Source organism: uncultured Jatrophihabitans sp. (assembly GCF_964246335.1).
GTDB lineage: Bacteria > Actinomycetota > Actinomycetes > Mycobacteriales > Jatrophihabitantaceae > Jatrophihabitans.
The window spans coordinates 1-17,049 of record NZ_CAXTQF010000068.1 but is presented as its reverse complement, the minus strand read 5'-3'; the positions used below and the strand labels follow the sequence as shown (position 1 = coordinate 17,049).

21 protein-coding genes are annotated in these 17,049 nt (G+C 69.0%); 17 read left to right on the top strand and 4 right to left on the bottom strand.

All coding sequences use genetic code 11. The annotated features are described in order from the left end of the window. The 4 genes from rho to ACFFCN_RS15830 form a co-directional block, all read left to right on the top strand. Positions 1-1,355: transcription termination factor Rho (rho, locus tag ACFFCN_RS15845; RefSeq protein WP_375493172.1), on the top strand; the 1,355-nt coding region annotated here is incomplete at its 5' end. A 56-nt stretch (positions 1,356-1,411) separates the two neighbouring features. Further along, the gene (locus ACFFCN_RS15840; RefSeq protein ID WP_375493171.1) at positions 1,412-1,789 is read left to right on the top strand and encodes a hypothetical protein; all 378 of its coding nucleotides are present in this window, start codon (positions 1,412-1,414) and stop codon (positions 1,787-1,789) included. Between the two features lie 16 nt (positions 1,790-1,805). Continuing rightward, positions 1,806-2,501 (top strand): metallophosphoesterase, encoded by a 696-nt coding sequence (locus ACFFCN_RS15835; RefSeq protein WP_375493174.1) that lies wholly within the window; start codon positions 1,806-1,808, stop codon positions 2,499-2,501. After that, positions 2,498-3,346: a chromosome partitioning protein ParB gene (locus ACFFCN_RS15830; protein ID WP_375493169.1), complete on the top strand. Its 849-nt coding sequence runs from the start codon at positions 2,498-2,500 to the stop codon at positions 3,344-3,346. Before ACFFCN_RS15835 ends, ACFFCN_RS15830 begins: the two co-directional genes overlap by 4 nt. 7 nt (positions 3,347-3,353) lie before the next feature. Here ACFFCN_RS15830 and ACFFCN_RS15825 read toward each other — a convergent pair whose 3' ends face one another. From ACFFCN_RS15825 to ACFFCN_RS15810, 4 genes are read right to left on the bottom strand one after another with little or no spacing between them, the layout of a single operon-like run. Continuing rightward, the gene (locus tag ACFFCN_RS15825; protein WP_375493168.1) at positions 3,354-4,541 is read right to left on the bottom strand and encodes an ABC transporter ATP-binding protein; all 1,188 of its coding nucleotides are present in this window, start codon (positions 4,539-4,541) and stop codon (positions 3,354-3,356) included. Between the two features lie 6 nt (positions 4,542-4,547). Beyond that, positions 4,548-5,393 (bottom strand): carbohydrate ABC transporter permease, encoded by an 846-nt coding sequence (locus ACFFCN_RS15820; RefSeq protein WP_375493166.1) that lies wholly within the window; start codon positions 5,391-5,393, stop codon positions 4,548-4,550. 1 nt (position 5,394) lies between these two features. Beyond that, on the bottom strand, positions 5,395-6,354 hold the full coding sequence (locus ACFFCN_RS15815) for a carbohydrate ABC transporter permease (RefSeq protein WP_375493164.1): 960 nt from the start codon (positions 6,352-6,354) through the stop codon (positions 5,395-5,397). Next, positions 6,351-7,661 carry an ABC transporter substrate-binding protein gene (locus ACFFCN_RS15810; RefSeq protein ID WP_375493163.1) on the bottom strand — a complete coding sequence of 437 codons (1,311 nt, stop codon included), beginning with the start codon at positions 7,659-7,661 and terminating at the stop codon, positions 6,351-6,353. Before ACFFCN_RS15810 ends, ACFFCN_RS15815 begins: the two co-directional genes overlap by 4 nt. Before the next feature lie 373 nt (positions 7,662-8,034). Here ACFFCN_RS15810 and rpmE point away from each other — a divergent pair, with 373 nt between their 5' ends. The 13 genes from rpmE to atpA all read left to right on the top strand — a co-directional run. After that, entirely contained in the window at positions 8,035-8,253 is a 219-nt protein-coding gene (rpmE, locus tag ACFFCN_RS15805) for a 50S ribosomal protein L31 (protein ID WP_375493162.1), read from the top strand. 78 nt (positions 8,254-8,331) lie between these two features. After that, positions 8,332-9,411: a peptide chain release factor 1 gene (prfA, locus tag ACFFCN_RS15800; RefSeq protein WP_375493161.1), complete on the top strand. Its 1,080-nt coding sequence runs from the start codon at positions 8,332-8,334 to the stop codon at positions 9,409-9,411. Further along, complete coding sequence (gene prmC / locus ACFFCN_RS15795) at positions 9,408-10,247, top strand: peptide chain release factor N(5)-glutamine methyltransferase (protein WP_375493159.1); 840 nt, start codon at positions 9,408-9,410, stop codon at positions 10,245-10,247. The genes prfA and prmC overlap by 4 nt, the downstream gene beginning before the upstream one ends. 15 nt (positions 10,248-10,262) lie before the next feature. After that, complete coding sequence (locus ACFFCN_RS15790) at positions 10,263-10,919, top strand: L-threonylcarbamoyladenylate synthase (RefSeq protein WP_375493157.1); 657 nt, start codon at positions 10,263-10,265, stop codon at positions 10,917-10,919. After that, positions 10,916-12,079, top strand: a complete 1,164-nt coding sequence (locus ACFFCN_RS15785) for a glycosyltransferase family 4 protein (protein ID WP_375493156.1) — start codon at positions 10,916-10,918, stop codon at positions 12,077-12,079. The genes ACFFCN_RS15790 and ACFFCN_RS15785 overlap by 4 nt, the downstream gene beginning before the upstream one ends. 211 nt (positions 12,080-12,290) lie before the next feature. Next, positions 12,291-12,506, top strand: a complete 216-nt coding sequence (locus tag ACFFCN_RS15780; RefSeq protein ID WP_375493155.1) for an AtpZ/AtpI family protein — start codon at positions 12,291-12,293, stop codon at positions 12,504-12,506. After that, a complete protein-coding gene (locus ACFFCN_RS15775; protein WP_375493153.1) occupies positions 12,503-12,922 on the top strand; it encodes a hypothetical protein in 420 nt (139 codons plus the stop codon). The genes ACFFCN_RS15780 and ACFFCN_RS15775 overlap by 4 nt, the downstream gene beginning before the upstream one ends. Continuing rightward, on the top strand, positions 12,919-13,650 hold the full coding sequence (atpB, locus tag ACFFCN_RS15770; protein ID WP_375493151.1) for a F0F1 ATP synthase subunit A: 732 nt from the start codon (positions 12,919-12,921) through the stop codon (positions 13,648-13,650). Before ACFFCN_RS15775 ends, atpB begins: the two co-directional genes overlap by 4 nt. 79 nt (positions 13,651-13,729) lie before the next feature. Then, positions 13,730-13,987, top strand: a complete 258-nt coding sequence (gene atpE / locus ACFFCN_RS15765) for an ATP synthase F0 subunit C (RefSeq protein ID WP_375493150.1) — start codon at positions 13,730-13,732, stop codon at positions 13,985-13,987. Between the two features lie 6 nt (positions 13,988-13,993). Further along, positions 13,994-14,545, top strand: coding sequence for a F0F1 ATP synthase subunit B (locus ACFFCN_RS15760; protein WP_375493148.1), 552 nt, complete (start codon positions 13,994-13,996; stop codon positions 14,543-14,545). Beyond that, positions 14,542-15,042 (top strand): F0F1 ATP synthase subunit B, encoded by a 501-nt coding sequence (gene atpF, locus ACFFCN_RS15755; protein WP_375493146.1) that lies wholly within the window; start codon positions 14,542-14,544, stop codon positions 15,040-15,042. Before ACFFCN_RS15760 ends, atpF begins: the two co-directional genes overlap by 4 nt. Beyond that, entirely contained in the window at positions 15,039-15,872 is an 834-nt protein-coding gene (locus ACFFCN_RS15750) for a F0F1 ATP synthase subunit delta (RefSeq protein WP_375493145.1), read from the top strand. Before atpF ends, ACFFCN_RS15750 begins: the two co-directional genes overlap by 4 nt. 56 nt (positions 15,873-15,928) lie before the next feature. Next, positions 15,929-17,049: F0F1 ATP synthase subunit alpha (gene atpA, locus ACFFCN_RS15745; RefSeq protein ID WP_375493143.1), on the top strand; the 1,121-nt coding region annotated here is incomplete at its 3' end.

Genomic DNA, 17,049 nt, shown 5'->3' with positions numbered 1-17,049 from the left:
AAGGCGGCCAGAACCAGCAAGGCGGCCAGAACCAGCAAGGCGGCCAGAACCAGCAGGCCGGCCAGAACCAGACCACCCGTCGCGACGACGACGACGACTTCGACGGCGGTCGCCGCCGCGGCCGTCGCTATCGTGACCGCCGCGGCCGCAACCGGCAGGGCGGCACCCAGCAGGGCGGCGGCGGCAACGACGCCGAGCCGACGGTCAACGAGGACGACGTCCTCATCCCCGTCGCGGGCATCGTCGATGCGATCGAGGACAAGAACGCCTGGTTCGTCCGGGTCGAGGGTTTCTTCGCCAGTTCCGACGACGTCTACGTCGCGAACTCGTTCGTGCGCCGGTTCGGCCTGCGTCGTGGCGACGCTGTCACCGGCACCGTCCGTCAGCCCCGCGAGGGTGAGCGCCGGGAGAAGTACAACCCGCTCGTCCGGCTGGACACGGTCAACGGCCGGGCGCCGGAGGAGGCGCGTAGCCGTCCGGAGTTCACCAAGCTGACGCCGCTGTACCCGCAGGAGCGGCTGCGCCTGGAGACCGAGCCGCACATCCTCACGACGCGCGTCATCGACCTCGTGATGCCGATCGGCAAGGGCCAGCGCGCGCTGATCGTCTCGCCGCCGAAGGCCGGTAAGACGATGGTGCTGCAGTCCATCGCCAACGCGGTCACCTCGAACAACCCCGAGGCGCACCTCATGGTGGTGCTCATCGACGAGCGCCCCGAGGAAGTCACCGACATGCAGCGCTCGGTCAAGGGCGAGGTCATCGCCTCGACCTTCGATCGCCGCCCGCAGGACCACATCACGGTCGCGGAGCTGTCGATCGAGCGGGCCAAGCGGCTCGTCGAGATGGGTCACGACGTCGTCGTGCTGCTCGACTCGATCACCCGCCTGGGCCGCGCGTACAACCTCGGTGCCCCGGCCAGCGGGCGCATCCTGTCCGGTGGTGTCGACTCGACGGCGCTGTACCAGCCGAAGCGGTTCCTCGGCGCGGCGCGCAACATCGAGGACGGCGGCTCGCTGACGATCATCGCTACCGCGCTGGTGGAGACCGGTTCGGCCGGCGACACCGTGTTCTTCGAGGAGTACAAGGGCACCGGCAACGCCGAGCTCAAGCTCGACCGCAAGATCGCCGACAAGCGGATCTTCCCGGCGATCGACGTCGACCAGTCCTCGACGCGCAAGGAAGAGATCCTGTTGTCGCCGGACGAGTACGCGGTCACGATCAAGCTGCGCCGGGTGCTGCACGCGCTCGAGGGGCAGCAGGCCATCGAGCTGCTGCTCGACCGGCTGCGCAAGACGCGGACGAATTACGAGTTCCTGGTCAACATCGCGAAGACGACGCCGGGCCAGGATCAGTAACAGCACGGCTACGCGCGTCCTTGCGGCGCGCGTGGGCCGCGCTCAGACTGGACGGTATGAGCGCCGGGGCGGCCATCGGACTGGTGCTCGCCTGCCTGATCCCGACCGGTATCGGCTGCGCATGCGTTCTCGGCCGGCGCGTGGTCGCTCGGTTCGAGGCGCGTCGGCCCCATGCACCGCCGCGGCCCCTGGAATCGATCGCGCACGACGTGCGGCGGCTGCACGACCTGCTGGACCGCACCGAGAACGCCGACGACCTGCCCGCGAAGAACCAACGGTGCGTCGCGACGCGTGCCGCTTACCTCGATGCGCTGACCGCGGCCTGCGGTCGGCTCGACGTGCTACCGCCGGCCGGGCGCCCCGTCAGCCGGGCGGAGATCTACCGCGTCGAGGCAGACCTGCGCCGAGTGGGTCTCGACGTGCGGCCGAGCTGATGACGCCGGCGTCGTGATGCGGGTGCTGGCGGTCGCCGACGAGGTCGACGAAGCGCTGCGTGCCGACCCGCGCCGGGCGGGTGACGTCGATATCGTCGTGGCCTGCGGAGACCTGCCGTTCGACTACCTGCGTGCGCTGATGGACGCCCTCGACGTCCCGCTGGTGTTCGTCCCCGGCAACCACGACCCGTCGGTGCGCGGCTTCCGCACCTCCCGAGCCGGCCTCACGCTGCGTGCCGGGCTGCCGGCCACGCCGCCGTGGCCGCCGGGCGCGGTGAACGCCGACGGTCGGGTGGTCGACGTCGGCGGCCTGCGCATCGCCGGGCTGGGTGGTTGCCCGCGTTACAGCGCGGGGCCGAATCAGTACACGCAGGGCGAGCAGCGCCGGCGGGCCGGCCGGCTCGCGCGGCGCGCCACGTGGCGTCGACGCCGCGACGGCCGCGGTGTCGACCTGTTGCTGACGCACGCGCCCCCGCGTGGCGTCGGCGACGCCGACGACCCGCCGCACCGCGGCTTCGACTGCCTCGCGAGGCTGATCGGGAGGTTGCGCACGCCGTTGCTCCTGCACGGGCACGTGCACCCGTACGGCGACCGGCCGGGCGACCTCCCGCTCGGGCCCACGACCGTGCGCAATGTCGTGGGCCGGCACGTGTTCGACGTCCCGACGGCGGAAGATCGCCTGGGGGAGCCGGCAGTGCAGGTGCGGCGATGAGCTTCCCGACCGGCTTCCCGCGCGCGGACGTGGAGAACGATTTCCTGCGGATGCGCCGGCGCCAGGTGCTGTCCAAGCTCGCGCACCGGCTGCGCCGTGAGCCCGACGACGTCAACCTGATCCTGCCGTTCGACGAGGTCGTGGCAGCGCTGGGCAACCGCGGCGAGCACTACCTGGGGCTGCGGACCATCAAGCTCAAGCGTGTCGTCGGGTCGGTCGACTCCACCCGCGATTTCGACCGCCGGTTCCGGCCGACCACCGGACGGGTGCGTGCCCGGTGGGAGCGCCTGGCTCTGGCGCAGGCGCGCGGCGAGTCCATCCCGCCGATCGACGTCTACAAGATCGGCGAGCTGTACTTCGTCAAGGACGGCCATCATCGGGTGTCCATCGCGCTGGCCCAACACCGGCAGACGATCGACGCCTACGTCACCGAGGTCGTCACCGCGGTGCCGGCGCAGGGCATCCGCCGCCGAGGCGATCTGTTGACCAAGGACTACGAGCGGATGTTCCGGGCGCGGGTGCCTTTGTCGCGCGAACAGCTCGCGCAGATCCGGGTCACCGAGCCGTGGAGCTACGCCGAGCTCGGCGAGAACGTCGAGGCGTGGGGTTTCCGGGCCATGCAGGCCGAGGGTGCCTTCCTCGACCGCGCCGAGATCGCGCGCCGCTGGTTCGTCGAGGAGTACGAGCCGGTCGTGCACATGCTGCGCGAGGCCGACCTGCTCGGCGCCCGCACCGACGCCGAGGCCTACATGGCGGTGGCGAGCGAGCGGTACCGGCTCATCCGCACGCACGACTGGACCGACGACGTGATCGAGCGGCTGCGCGCGCGCCGCGACCTGCGCTGACTGCGCGTCAGCGCGCGGCGAGGGCCAGGTTCTCGCCGCTGGCGGGGTCGAACAGGTGAATGCTGCGGGTGTCCGCCCAGAGCTTGGCCGGCGCACCTTCCTTCACGCCGGACGCCGCATCGAGCCGCGCCACGATCTGCTCGCTGGTGCCGCCGGTGTCGGCGCGCCCGGAGTCCTGCGCGAGCTCCTCCAGCTCTTTGCTGTTGACCCCGCCGCCGACGTCGAGACTGAAGAACACGAAGTTGTCCGAACCCATCGATTCGACGACGTCGATCGTGGTGTCGAAGGTGATGCCGTGTTCCCTGTTCTCCGCAGAGACGAGCTCCGCGTCCTCGAAGTTCTCCGGCCGGATGCCGAGCAGCATGTCGCGCTTCGCGTCGCGTTCTTCGAGCCGTCGGCGCAGCTCGTCGGTGAGCGGCATCGTGCCGAGCGGCGTGCGCAGCTCGCCCTGTTCGAGCGTCGCCGGCAGGAAGTTCATCGCCGGCGAGCCGATGAACCCCGCGACGAACAGGTTGACCGGGTTGTTGTACAGCTCGGCCGGTGTGCCGAGTTGTTGCAGCACGCCCCCGCGCAGCACGGCGACGCGGTCGCCGAGGGTCATGGCCTCGGTCTGGTCGTGCGTCACGTACACCATCGTGGTGCCGAGCCGGCGCTGCAGCCGGGCCACCTCGGTGCGCATCTGCACGCGCAGCTTGGCGTCGAGGTTGGACAACGGCTCGTCCATGAGGAATGCCGACGGGTCGCGCACGATGGCGCGGCCCATGGCGACCCGCTGCCGCTGACCGCCGGACAGGTTGGCCGGCTTGCGGTCCAGGTGCTGGGTGAGGTCGAGCACCCGCGCGGCCTCGTTGACCTTCTCGTCGATCTCGCTCTGCGAGCGCTTTGCGAGCTTCAACGCGAACGCCATGTTCTCGCGCACCGTCATGTGCGGATAGAGCGCATAGCTCTGGAAGACCATCGCGATGTCGCGGTCCTTGGGCGCCATGTTGTTGACGACTCGGCCGCCGATGCGCAACTCGCCGTCGCTGATGTCCTCCAGGCCGGCGATCATGTTCAGCGTCGTCGACTTCCCGCAGCCGGACGGACCGACCAGGATCACGAATTCGCCGTCGGCGATCTCCATGTTCACCTTGTCGACGGCGAGCGCGCCGTCCGGGTAGCGCTTGGTGATGTTGTCGAGCACGATCTCGGCCATGGTTGCCTAACCCTTCACAGCGCCGGAAGTGAGGCCAGCGACGATGCGGCGCTGGAAGAACAGCACGAACAAGATGATCGGGATGGTGATGATCACGGCCGCGGCCGCGATGGAGCCGATGGGCTGCTGGAACTGCGAGTTGCCGGTGAAGAAGGCCAGGGCCGCGGGCACCGTGCGGGACGCGTTGGTGGACGTCAGCGAGATGGCGATCAGGAAGTCGTTCCAGCACACGATGAACACCAGGATCGCGGTCGTGACCATGCCTGGCGCGGCGAGCGGCGCGATGACCCGACGGAACGCCTGGAACGGCGTGGCGCCGTCGACCTGCGCCGCCTTCTCCAGATCCCACGGGATCTCGCGGAAGAACGCCGACAGCGTGTAGATCGCGAGCGGCAGCGCGAAGGTCATGTAAGGGATGATCAGCCCCGGCCAGGTGTCGAAAAGCCCGAGCGTGCGCCAGAGGTTGAACAGCGGGCTGACCAACGAGATCTGCGGGAACATCGCGATCAGCAGCGACATCCCGATCAGCACGCCCTTGCCCGGGAACCGCAGCCGCGCCACCGCGTAGGCGGCCATCGAGGCGAGCACCACGGCGATGAACGTCGAGATCAGTGCGATGCCGATCGAGTTGATCAGCGGCCGGATGAACGCCGATGTCTTGAGCACGCCGGAGTAGTTCTGCCACGTCCAGTGCACAGGCCAGAAGCTGCCGCCGTCGGTGCCGATGTCGGCTGGGGCCTTGAACGACAGCGAGACCAGCCACCACACAGGGAAGATCGCCCACGCGATCGCGACGACGTTTGCCACACCCCAGCCGGTCTTCTTCCCGGCGCTCGCCTCCAGTGCTGCCATGTCAGTCCAGATCCGATCCGGGTGCGGCGGCACCGAACCCCTTGATGAACAGGAACGCGATGATCGCGGTGGCGATGAAGATCAACACTGAGAGTGCCGATCCGACGCCGAGGTTCAGCGCGGTGAACAGGTTGTCGTAAGCGCCGATCGACACCGACGCGGTGTTGTTGGTGCCGCCGGTGAGGATGTAGATGTTGTCGAAGATCCGGAACGCGTCCAGCGAGCGGAACAGCACCGCCACGAGGATGGCCGGTTTCATCAGTGGCAGGGTCACCTTGGTGAAGCGCTGCCACGCCGTGGCCCCGTCGACCCGTGCCGCGTTGAGCAGGTCGTCCGGGACCAGGGACAGGCCGGCCAGCAGGAGCAGCGCCATGAACGGCGTCGCCTTCCAGATCTCGGACAAGATGATGATCGCGACCGACTCGTAGGTATGCGTCAGCGGGGCGCTTCCGCCGGGCAGGATCGAGGCGAAGTACCCCGTGCCCGGCGTCCAGGCGTACTGCCAGGAGTACGCGGCGACGACCGTGACGATGCCGTAGGGGATCAACACCGCGGTGCGTACCGCGCCGCGCGTGTAGATCGTGCGGTGCATCAGCAACGCGATCAGCATGCCGAGGACGAACTCGATGGCGACCGAGATGATCAGAATGACCAGCGTCGTTGCTATCCAACGCCACCACTGGGACGAGCCCAGCACCGTGGCGTAGTTGGCGAACCCGATGAACTTGGACGCCTGCGGGAACCGTAGGTCGTAGCGCTTGAGCGACAGGTAGATGGCGTACACGATCGGGTACGCGGTGACTGCGACCATCACGATCACGGACGGCGCGCACAGCAACCAACCGAGTTTGCGCTCGGCCTTGGCACCTTCGCTCAGCGGTGCGCGCTTGCGGCGGCCACCCTCGTCCTGCCGGTGATGCGCCGGGGGTGTGTCCTGGGCGGTGTCGGTCGCCTGGCTCACGGGATCAGTCCCTTCGAGTGCAATGCATCCTCGATCTGCGATTTCAACGAGGCGATCGACGACTTCGGGCTGATGCTGCCCGGCGGCGACAGGGTGTGCGAGATGACGATGGACACGCTCTGGTAGGCGGCGGTCCTGGGCCGGACGGCGCCGATGGCAAGTTGCTGCTCGATCAGCTTGTAGAACGGGTACGCCTTGGCGAAGTCCTTCGGCGGGTTCTCGTACAGCGAGCGGCCGACCGGCGGCAGGCCGCCCTGGTTGGCGAGGATCTCCTGGCTTGCCGTGGAGACCAGGCACTTCGCCGCGGCGAAGTCCTGACTCTTGTGCCTCGAGTACTTGCTGACCGCGACGTCGATACCGCCGATGGACGACTTACCGGCCTTGCCCGCGGTGACGCTCGGGATCGGCGCCCACGCGAAGTTGTCGAGCAGGGATTTGCCGTTGTAGGTCTTGACCTTCGGCTTGTCGGCCTGCATCGACGGCCAGACGTACGGGTAGTTGATCTCGAATGCTGCTGAGCCCGCCTCCATCGCGAGGCGGCCCTGGTCCTCCATGTTCACCGACAGCGACGGGTCCGCGACGCCCTTGGCAGTGGCCACCTCCTTCATGACCTTCGCGGCCTGCACGGCGGGAGCACCGAGCGTGGGGGCGGTGCCCTTGGCGTTGAGGATGCTGCCGCCGGCGCTGGCCACCAGCGAGTTGAACCATACCGTCAGGCCCTCGTACTGCGCGCCCTGCTCCTCCACGAACGACGGCTTGCCCTGCGCCGCGAGCTTCTTCGACATCGCGATCATCTCGGCCCAGGTCTTGGGCGGCGTGGGGACGAGGTCCTTGCGGTACCAGAGCAACTGGATGTTCGAGGTGAACGGCGCGGCGACGAGGTGCCCGTCGACGGTCGCAGTGGCCAGGGGAGCGGTCAACGCGTCCTTCGTGATCGCCTGCTTGTTCGCGCCGGTCCATTCGCTGATCCAGCCGGCACCCCAGAACTCCGCTTCCCAGGTGACGTCCAGGCCCATCAGGTCGATGGAGGAGTCCTTGGCGGCGAGCCTGCGCACCAACTGCTGACGTTGGCCGTCCGCTGCAGACGGCAGCTTGACGAACTCGATCTTGTACGCGCCGTGGGCCTGCTTGTTGCACAGGGCGATGGCGGCGTCCTGCGCCGTGTCGCTGCTCGGCTGGTTGTAGAAGGTGATCGTCGGCGTCTTGCTCGAGCCGCTGCTGCTGCACGCGCTCAGGCCGCCGGCCAGCAGGAGCAGCGGGAGGACGGCGGCCAGGCGCCGCCGCCGCCGCTGTGGGCGCCGCCGCACGGCCGATCCCGCGGGGTCTCGCCTATCCAGCTCAACGCTCACAAGTGCGTCTCCCTCTTCCGACGGCTGCCGAGGGACGTCACATCAGTCACAGCACTCACATGTGGCGTCGATCACAGGCACGCTACGACCCGCGGGCGGTTTGTGGCAATAGCGACGTTGAAAGCGTTTGCAGAATGGGAACATCGGGGCGCTCACGCAGGTTGGGATGCATGTTTGGTCCGGCCGGTCCCGACTGGCAGACTGGACGGTCGGCGCCGCGAGCCGCGCGCCGAGCACAACCACCCGGTTCCGGTTCACGTCACCGCCGCACAGGCGGTCGGCGACCCGGGGCCACAGCAGCCCGCATTCCCGTGGGCGAAGGGAACCAGAGATGAAGCAGGGAATTCACCCCGACTACGTCGTCACCGAGGTCACGTGTTCGTGTGGCAACACGTTCACCACGCGCAGCACCTCGAAGACCGGTCAGCTGCACGCCGATGTCTGCTCGGCCTGCCACCCGTTCTACACGGGCAAGCAGAAGATCATGGACATCGGTGGCCGCGTCGACAAGTTCGAGAAGCGCTACGGCAAGCGCGTCCGCAACAGCTAGCTGTTCCGACGGCGCCCGACCCGCTACGGGTCGGGCGCCGTTGTCATGTCCGACCGGCCGCAGAGAGGACGCACGGCGATGAGCGAGACACCCGGTCGCCTGCACGAGCTGTTGGCCGAGTACGGCGAGGTCGAGCACGCGCTGGCCGATCCCGCGGTGCACGCCGACGCCGGCCGGGCTCGCACGCTGGGTCGGCGGTTCGCCGAACTCGCCCCGGTCAAGGCCGCGGCCGACGAACTCGACGCCGCGCGCAGCGACCTCGATGCGGCGCGTGAGCTCGCCACCGAGGACGCGTCGTTCGCCGAGGAGGCACGCAGTCTCGAGCAGCGCATCGACGGGCTCGAGGGGCGGCTGCGGCAACTGCTGCTGCCCCGCGACCCCGACGACGGCAAGGACGTCATCCTCGAGGTCAAGGCCGGTGAGGGCGGCGACGAGTCGGCGTTGTTCGCCGGCGACCTGCTGCGGATGTACCAGCGTTACGCCGAACGCCAGGGCTGGGCCGTCGAGATGCTCGATGCCGAGCCCACCGAGCTCGGCGGCATCAAGTCGGCGACGCTCGCGGTCCGCGCCCGCAAAGGCGAGCACGCGGTGTGGTCGCAGCTGAAGTACGAGGGCGGCGTGCACCGCGTGCAGCGCGTCCCGGCCACCGAGTCGCAGGGCCGCATCCACACCTCCGCGGCCGGCGTGCTCGCGCTGCCGGAGGCCGAGGAGGTCGACGTCGACATCGACCCCAACGACCTGCGCATCGACGTCTACCGCTCGTCCGGGCCCGGCGGGCAGAGCGTCAACACCACCGACTCGGCCGTGCGCATCACGCACGTACCGACCGGCACCGTCGTCAGCATGCAGAACGAGAAGAGCCAGCTGCAGAACCGCGAGGCCGGCATGCGTGTGCTGCGCGCCCGGCTGCTCGCCGCCGCCCAGGAGGCAGCGGCCGCCGAGGCGTCGGACGCGCGGCGTTCGCAGGTCCGCACCGTCGACCGCTCCGAGCGGGTGCGCACCTACAACTTCCCGGAGAACCGGATCAGTGACCACCGCGTCGGATTCAAGGCGTACAACCTGGACCAGGTGCTCGACGGTGCGCTGGACGACGTCATCGCGGCGCTGCAACGCGCCGACACCGAGGCACTACTCGCCGGCGCGGACACCGACGGATGAGCGAACTCGTCCGCGACGCACTCTTCGTCGGCGGCACGTCGCTTGCGCATGCCGGGATCGACACCGCAGTACTCGACGCCGAACTGCTGCTGGCCCACGTACTGGGCATCCCGCGCGGTCGGCTGCTGCCGGCCCAGCCCATCACCGACGGGCAGCGTGCGGAGTTCGAGCGCCTCGTGGCTCGGCGGACGGCCCGCGAACCGCTGCAGCACGTGGTCGGCGACGCCGCATTCCGGCACGTCGTGGTGCCGGTCGGCGCGGGCGTGTTCGTGCCGCGACCGGAGACCGAACTGCTCGTCGACGCCGTGCTGCCGACGCTGCGCGCAGCCGCCGAGCCGGTGGCCGTCGACCTGTGCTCGGGCAGCGGCGCGCTGGCCCTCGCGCTGGCCGACGAGGTACCCGGCGCGCGGGTGGTGGCACTCGAGCGACCCGGCTCCGCCCTGGACTGGCTGACCCGCAACACCGCGCAGACGCGTGTCGAGGTCGTCGGTGCCGACGTCGCGGACGCGGACGCGCTGGCCGGCCTGCGCGCCGGCGTGGACGCCGTGGTGTGCAACCCGCCCTACGTGCCGGCGGCCACCGAGGTCGGCGCCGAGGTGCGCTTCGACCCGCCCGAGGCGGTCTTCGCCGGCCCGGAAGGTCTCGACCTCATGTCGACGGTCATCGCACGTGCCGCTGAACTGCTGCATTCCGGGGGGGTGCTGGCCGTGGAACACGACGAAACACACGCCGAGTCGGTGCCGGCACTGCTGCGCGCGCACGGCGCATTCGTCGACGTCACGGACAACCTCGACCTCGCTGGACGCCCGCGCTACGCGACCGCCACACGTACGTGAGGCAGGATGTCGCGCGTGGCACTGTTCTTCGAGTGCGGCGACCCGGACGTCCGCGTCGACGCCATCGAGACGGCGGCGCACAGCGTCTCCACCGGTGAGCTCGTCGTCCTGCCGACCGACACGGTCTACGGGCTCGGCGCGGACGCGTTCGACGCCGGCGCAGTTCGTGACCTGCTGCAGGCCAAGGGCCGCGGGCGCGATTTCCCGGTCCCGGTGCTCGTCGGCTCCTGGTGGACGATCGACGGCCTGGTGACCGCGGTCGACGGGCGCACGCGCGCGCTCATCGAGGCGTTCTGGCCCGGCGGGCTGACGATCGTCGTCCGGCACGCCCCGTCGCTGACCTGGGACCTCGGCGACGCCCGGGGCACCGTCGCGATCCGCATGCCGCTGCACCCCGTCGCGATCGAACTGCTCGAAAAGACCGGCCCGATGGCGGTTTCGAGCGCGAACCGGCACGGTAGTCCGCCCGCGCAGACGGCCGCCGAGGCACGCGCCCAGCTCGGCGACGACGTCGCGGTGTACCTCGAAGACGGGCAGGTCAGTGGCGGGGTCGCCTCGACGATCGTCGACGTGACCGAGGACGTGCCGCAGGTCCTGCGCGCCGGCGCCATCAGCGTCGACGAGCTGCGCGAGATCGTGCCGGACATCTCGGCGCCCGGTGCCGGCGGATGAGGCATCCCACCTTCGAATACCTGCTCGTGGCGCTCGTCGCCGCGACCTCGACCTACCTGCTCACGCCGGTTGCGCGCCGGATGGCGATCCGCTGGCGGGCGGTCGCGCGCCCGCGCGACCGCGACGTGCACGCCGTGGCCACTCCACGACTCGGCGGCGTCGCGCTGTTCGCCGGATTTGCGCTCGCGATCTTCGTCGCCGGCCGGTTGCCCACCTTGCACGAGTCGTTCGCCGCCGGACCGAACATGCTGTGGGTGGTCGGCGCAGCGGGCATCATCTGTGCGCTCGGGATGCTCGACGACCGGTACGAGCTCGACTCGCTGACGAAGCTCGCCGGACAGGTGCTCGCGACCGGTCTCATGGTCACGCTCGGCGGCGTGCAGATCGTCGAGGTCTACGTGCCGTGGGGCGACACCGGCACGTTCCTGCTGGGTCGCGACCTCGGGGTGCCGGTCACGATCCTGTTCACCGTCGTGGTGATCAACGCGCTGAACTTCATCGACGGACTCGACGGCCTGGCCACCGGGGTCACCATCATCGCGGCGGGTGCGTTCTTCCTGTACTCCTACCACCTCGGCAAGAGCGGATTCGCCGACCTCGTGTCGCCGGCGACGCTGCTCGCGGCAGCGCTGGTCGGCGCATGCGTCGGCTTCCTGCCGCACAACTTCTTCCCGGCGCGCGTCTTCATGGGCGACTCCGGCTCGATGGTGCTGGGCCTCGTGCTGTCCGCCGCGACGACGACCGCGACGTCCACGAGCAACGCCGCGGTCTACGAGCACGCCGCGGGGCTGCTTTCGCTGCTGCTCCCGCTGCTCATCCCGATCCTGGTGCTCGCGCTGCCGTTCATCGATCTCGTGCTCGCGGTCGTGCGCCGGGTGGGTAAGGGCCGCTCGCCGTTCGCGCCGGACAAGCAGCACCTGCACCACCGGTTGCTCGAGCTCGGGCACACCCACCGGCGCGCGGTGCTGCTGTTGTACTTCTGGTCTGCGCTGCTCGCCTTCGGTGCGGTCGTCGGCCTGTCCTTCGACCTCGGCGGCGAACTCGTCCTGACCGTCGTGGTGGTGCTCGTCGTGGTGGGACTGGGCGTTTCTGTCGTGCCCCGCAATCGCGGCGCGCCGCAGCGAAGATCGCGCGCGAAGAGTCTGAGTCCGCGCCCCTGACGAGCGCCTAGGGCCCGATTCAGCACCGGCTCAGCGTCCGGGTAGGGTGTCTGAGTCGCCCCGGTACATGTGGATCCAGGCAGGCAGCGCAACTCGTCGCCGAGCCGTCGTCCACCATGCGATCGAGGCGACGACCGCCCGTCGACGTCGTGCCGAGGAGCAGCCATGAGTGAATCCGGTCCGCGGATCGCGGCCGTCTAGGCTGCGCGCGGTGCCCGCCGAGTCGCCGGGGCCGGCCGAATGGTCGACCTACCTCGGCATGGGCGCCGCCATCGCCGGTCAGCTCGCCGTCGGGCTCCTGCTCGGACTGCTCGTCGATTCGCTGGCCGGAACCGCGCCCGTGTTCCTGCTCATCGGCCTGTTCGTCGGCATCGTCGCAGCAGTCGCCTACACCGTGTCCAAGTTTCGAGAGTTGATGACCAGATGACTGGAGTGCAAAGCCCGTTGGAGCCGATGGTCTACACGCCCGTCTCCGCGGTCGCGAACCTGCGCCGCGCGGTGCGCATCAGCGTGCTGCTGAGCATTGTCGCGATCGTGGTGTCCGCGCTGGTCGGCCACCCACTGGCCGGCATCCTCGGCGCCGTCGGCATGGCGCTCGGCGCGGGTAACAACTGGGTGCTGCAGAAGTCGGTCATCGCCCGGGCGACCGGTGGGGTCAGCAAGGGCAAGTTCAACGGCAGCGTCATGATGCGCCTCGGCGGCACCACGGTCATCGCGGTCGTGGTCGGTCTGATCTTCCGTCCGGACGGCCTGGCGATCTTCATCGGGCTGGCGCTGTTCCAGGCGCTGATGCTGGTCGGCGCCGCGCTGCCGCTCTTCCGCAGTCTGCGACCCACCCCATGAGCACCACCACGTCGGCCATCTCGATCACGCCCGGCGAGCACATCAACTGGCACGTCTTCGGGCTGACGCTCAATGGCGACACCATCACGTCCACGCTGATCGCCGGCGCGATCATCGTGCTGCTCGGTGTCCTGATCGCCCGCAAGTCCAGCGTCGAGAAGCCGACCAAGCTGCAGTTGACCTTCGAGACGATCGTCGACCAGGTCGAGGCGCAGGTCGAGAGCTCGCTGGGCATCCGGACGGCACCGTGGGTCGTGCCGTTCGCGGTCACATTGTTCGTGTTCATCCTCATCGCGAACCTGATCGCCATCGTCCCGACGGGACACCACCCCGAGTACGCGCCGCCACCCGCCTCGGACGTCAACCTCACCTACGCGCTTGCGCTGATCGTCATCGGCACCATGCACGTCACCGGCATCAGGAAGAACGGGTTCCGCGGCTACTACGCGCACATCGTCGCGAAGCCGCGGGTCATGACGCCGCTGCGGGTCATCGAGGAGATCATGCGCCCGCTCACGCTGGCGCTGCGACTCTTCGGCAACATCTTCGCCGGTACGGTCATGGTCGCGCTGCTCGCCGCCCTGCCGGTCTACATCCTCTGGGCGCCACAGATCCTGTGGAAGCTGTTCGACTCGTTCATCGGGATCATCCAGGCGTTCATCTTCGCGCTGCTGACGATCATCTACATGGGTTCCGTGGCACCTCATGAGCAGGAGGGTGCGCACTGACCACATCACGGGGGACACCAGTTGCGCCGGGCGAATCCGGCGCCGCTCGTTCGACACGACACGACACGGAGTAGGGGTAATGGCAGGTATTTCGGGAAATATTGAGATCGTCGGTGGCCTCGTCGGTGGTGGCCTCGCCCTCGGCGGCGGTGCGATCGGCGCCGGTATCGGTGACGGCATCGCCGGTAGCTCGCTGATCTCCGGCGTAGCGCGTCAGCCGGAAGCGCAGAGCCAGCTGCAGACGCTGTTCTTCCTGACCGTCGGTCTGGTCGAGGGCACGTACTTCATCAACCTCGCCTTCGCAGCGCTGTTCGCGTTCGTCCTGGGGGCGGGCTGATCCTCGATGGCTGACACTGCAGTCACAGTCGTCGCCGCGAACAACTTCCTCATCCCGAACGCGACGTTCATCGTCGAGTTCATCCTGTTCCTGATCATTCTGGCGATCATCGCGCGCTTGATCCTCCCGCGGGTGCAAGGGCCGCTCGAGGCCCGGCGCCGGATGGTCCGCAAGCAGATCGAGGACAACGACGAGGCCCGCAGGCAACTGGTGGGTGCCCAGCGCGCCTATCGGGAAGCACTGCAGGAGGCGCGCGGCGAGGCTGCCGAGATCAGGGAGAGCGCGCGCGCAGAGGCCCAGCGCACGGTCGACGACCGGCGTGCTGCGGCCCAGCGGGAGTACAACCAGATCGTCGCGCGCGGCGAGGAACAGCTTGCCGGCCAGCGCGACGCCATCCTGCGTGACCTGCGTGCCGGGATCGGCGTGATCGCCGTCGAGCTGTCGGAGAAGATCGTCAACCAGAAGCTGTCCGAGGAGGCCGACGTGACCGCCACGGTGGATTCCTTCCTGGCCGGGCTGGCCGCCGACGACCACGCGCGCACCGGAGCCGACACGTGAGCGTCTACATCTCCGAGTTCGTCGCCTTCATCCTGATCATCTTCATCATCGCCCGCTACATCTGGCCGCGGATCCGCGGCCCGCTGGCGAAACGTCAGGTCGAGGTGGGCAAGCAGGTCGACGAGGCCGAGGAGGCCAGGCGGCGCCTGGGCGAGGCCGAGCGCGCGTACCAGAACGCGGTGACCGAGGCCCGCACCGAGGCGGCGCAGATCCGCGAGAGCGCGCGCGCCGAGGCGCAGCGCACCGTGGAGGACCAGAAGGCCGCGGCCGAGGAGGAATACCAGCGCATTGTGGCTCGCGGCGACGAGCAGTTGAACAGCCAGCGCTCGGCGCTGGTGCGTGATCTGCGTGCCGAGATCGGCACCCTCGCCGTGGAGCTGTCCGAGCGCATCGTCGAGCAACGCCTTGCCGAGCGCGAGCAGCTGTCGGCGACCGTCGACTCGTTCCTCGACGACATCGAAGCGGCACGCCGGCCAGGAAGCGGGGCCAGCACATGATGCGATCCGCCAGTCGGCAGTCGCTGGACGCGCTGCTCGACAAGGAGCGCGAGGTCTTCGGCGGCCGGATCTCCGCCGCGACGCTGACGACACTGTCCGGCGAGCTGTACGCGATCGCCGACCTGCTCGTGCGCCAGCCGCGGCTGCGCCGCACACTCGGCGACCCGGCTGCGTCCGCGCAACGGCGCTCGGACCTGCTCGAGCAGCTGCTGTCCGGCAAGGTCGAGAAGCACACACTGACCCTCGCCACCACCGCGGTCGGGCTGCGCTGGTCAACGCCGTGGGATCTCACCGACGCGCTCGAGGACGCCGGCGACGAAGCGCTGTTCGCGGCCGCCGAGAAGGACCGCAAGCTCGACACCGTCGAGGACGAGCTGTTCCGCTTCGAGCGGATCATGCAGAGCGAGTCCAGCGCCGTCGCGCTGCTCGACGACGCCGTCGCCGATGCCGATCGCCGCAACGCACTGCTGGACGAGCTGCTGAGCGAGAAGGTCAACGCGGTCACGCTCGCGCTGCTGCACCACGCGGTGGCGAGCACCCGCAAGCGCTCGGTGCTGCTCGCCGTCGACGACCTGCTCGACAAAGCCGCCGTGCGCCAGGAGCGCTCCATCGCGCGAGTCGTTTCCGCGGTGGCTCTGACCGACGCGCAGCAGCAGCGGCTCGAGGCCGCGCTGACCGACATGTACGGCCGCACCATCAGCGTGCGCACCGCGGTGGACCCCGAGGTGCGCGGCGGGCTGGTCGTGCGCGTCGGTGACGAGGTCATCGACGGCAGCATCGCCACCCGCCTCGCGCAAGCTCGTAGCACCATCGGCGGACAATCGAACTGACGGCCCACGTGGCCGCCGTGAACCGAACTACCGAACACCGAGATTGAGGACACAACATGGCTGAGCTGACGATCTCCGCCGACGAGATCCGTAGCGCTATCGAGGGCTACGTCTCGTCCTACTCGCCCGAGGCGTCGCGCGAGGAGGTCGGCGTCGTCGCCGAGACCGGTGACGGCATCGCCCGCGTCGAGGGCCTGCCCAGCGCGATGGCGAACGAGCTGCTCGAGTTCGAGGGCGGCGTGCTCGGTATCGCCCTGAACCTCGACGTGCGCGACATGGGTGTCGTCATCCTCGGTGAGGCCGACGGCATCGAGGAGGGCCAGTCGGTCAAGCGCACCGGCGACATCCTCTCGGTGCCGGTCGGCGACAGCTACCTGGGCCGCGTCGTGAACCCACTCGGGCAGCCGATCGACGGCCAGGGCGACATCGAATCCGACGAGCGCCGCGCGCTCGAGCTGCAGGCACCGTCGGTCGTCCAGCGCCAGGAGGTGCGCGAGCCGCTGCTGACCGGCATCAAGGCCATCGACGCCATGACCGCGATCGGCCGCGGCCAGCGTCAGCTGATCATCGGTGACCGACAGACCGGCAAGACCACGGTGTGTCTGGACGCGATCATCAACCAGCGGGACAACTGGCAGTCCGGCGACCCGAAGAAGCAGGTGCGCTGCATCTACGTGGCGATCGGGCAGAAGGGTTCGACGATCGCCGCGGCGCGCAACACGCTCGAAGAGGCCGACGCGATGGAGTACACGACCATCGTCGCCGCGCCGGCGTCGGACTCCGCGGGCTTCAAGTACCTCGCCCCGTACACCGGCTCGGCGATCGGCCAGCACTGGATGTATCAGGGCATGCACGTGCTGATCGTGTTCGACGACCTCACCAAGCAGGCCGAGGCCTACCGCGCCGTGTCGTTGCTGCTGCGCCGCCCGCCGGGCCGCGAGGCGTACCCCGGCGACGTGTTCTACCTGCACAGCCGGTTGCTCGAGCGCTGCGCGAAGCTGTCCGACGACATGGGCGGCGGTTCGATGACCGGCCTGCCGATCATCGAGACCAAGGGCAACGACGTGTCGGCCTACATCCCGACCAACGTCATCTCCATCACCGACGGGCAGTGCTTCCTCGAGACCGACCTGTTCAACGCCGGTGTCCGCCCGGCCATCAACGTCGGCATCTCGGT

Coding starts and splice junctions, on each gene's coding strand:
- atpE (WP_375493150.1), top strand. CDS start 13,730: ATGGCAGGTATTTCGGGAAATATTGAGATCGTCGGTGGCCTCGTCGGT.
- ACFFCN_RS15760 (WP_375493148.1), top strand. CDS start 13,994: ATGGCTGACACTGCAGTCACAGTCGTCGCCGCGAACAACTTCCTCATC.
- ACFFCN_RS15820 (WP_375493166.1), bottom strand. CDS start 5,393: ATGGCAGCACTGGAGGCGAGCGCCGGGAAGAAGACCGGCTGGGGTGTG.
- ACFFCN_RS15835 (WP_375493174.1), top strand. CDS start 1,806: ATGCGGGTGCTGGCGGTCGCCGACGAGGTCGACGAAGCGCTGCGTGCC.
- ACFFCN_RS15825 (WP_375493168.1), bottom strand. CDS start 4,541: ATGGCCGAGATCGTGCTCGACAACATCACCAAGCGCTACCCGGACGGC.
- ACFFCN_RS15785 (WP_375493156.1), top strand. CDS start 10,916: ATGAGGCATCCCACCTTCGAATACCTGCTCGTGGCGCTCGTCGCCGCG.
- ACFFCN_RS15830 (WP_375493169.1), top strand. CDS start 2,498: ATGAGCTTCCCGACCGGCTTCCCGCGCGCGGACGTGGAGAACGATTTC.
- atpB (WP_375493151.1), top strand. CDS start 12,919: ATGAGCACCACCACGTCGGCCATCTCGATCACGCCCGGCGAGCACATC.
- ACFFCN_RS15840 (WP_375493171.1), top strand. CDS start 1,412: ATGAGCGCCGGGGCGGCCATCGGACTGGTGCTCGCCTGCCTGATCCCG.
- prfA (WP_375493161.1), top strand. CDS start 8,332: ATGAGCGAGACACCCGGTCGCCTGCACGAGCTGTTGGCCGAGTACGGC.
- prmC (WP_375493159.1), top strand. CDS start 9,408: ATGAGCGAACTCGTCCGCGACGCACTCTTCGTCGGCGGCACGTCGCTT.
- ACFFCN_RS15775 (WP_375493153.1), top strand. CDS start 12,503: ATGACTGGAGTGCAAAGCCCGTTGGAGCCGATGGTCTACACGCCCGTC.
- ACFFCN_RS15750 (WP_375493145.1), top strand. CDS start 15,039: ATGATGCGATCCGCCAGTCGGCAGTCGCTGGACGCGCTGCTCGACAAG.
- rpmE (WP_375493162.1), top strand. CDS start 8,035: ATGAAGCAGGGAATTCACCCCGACTACGTCGTCACCGAGGTCACGTGT.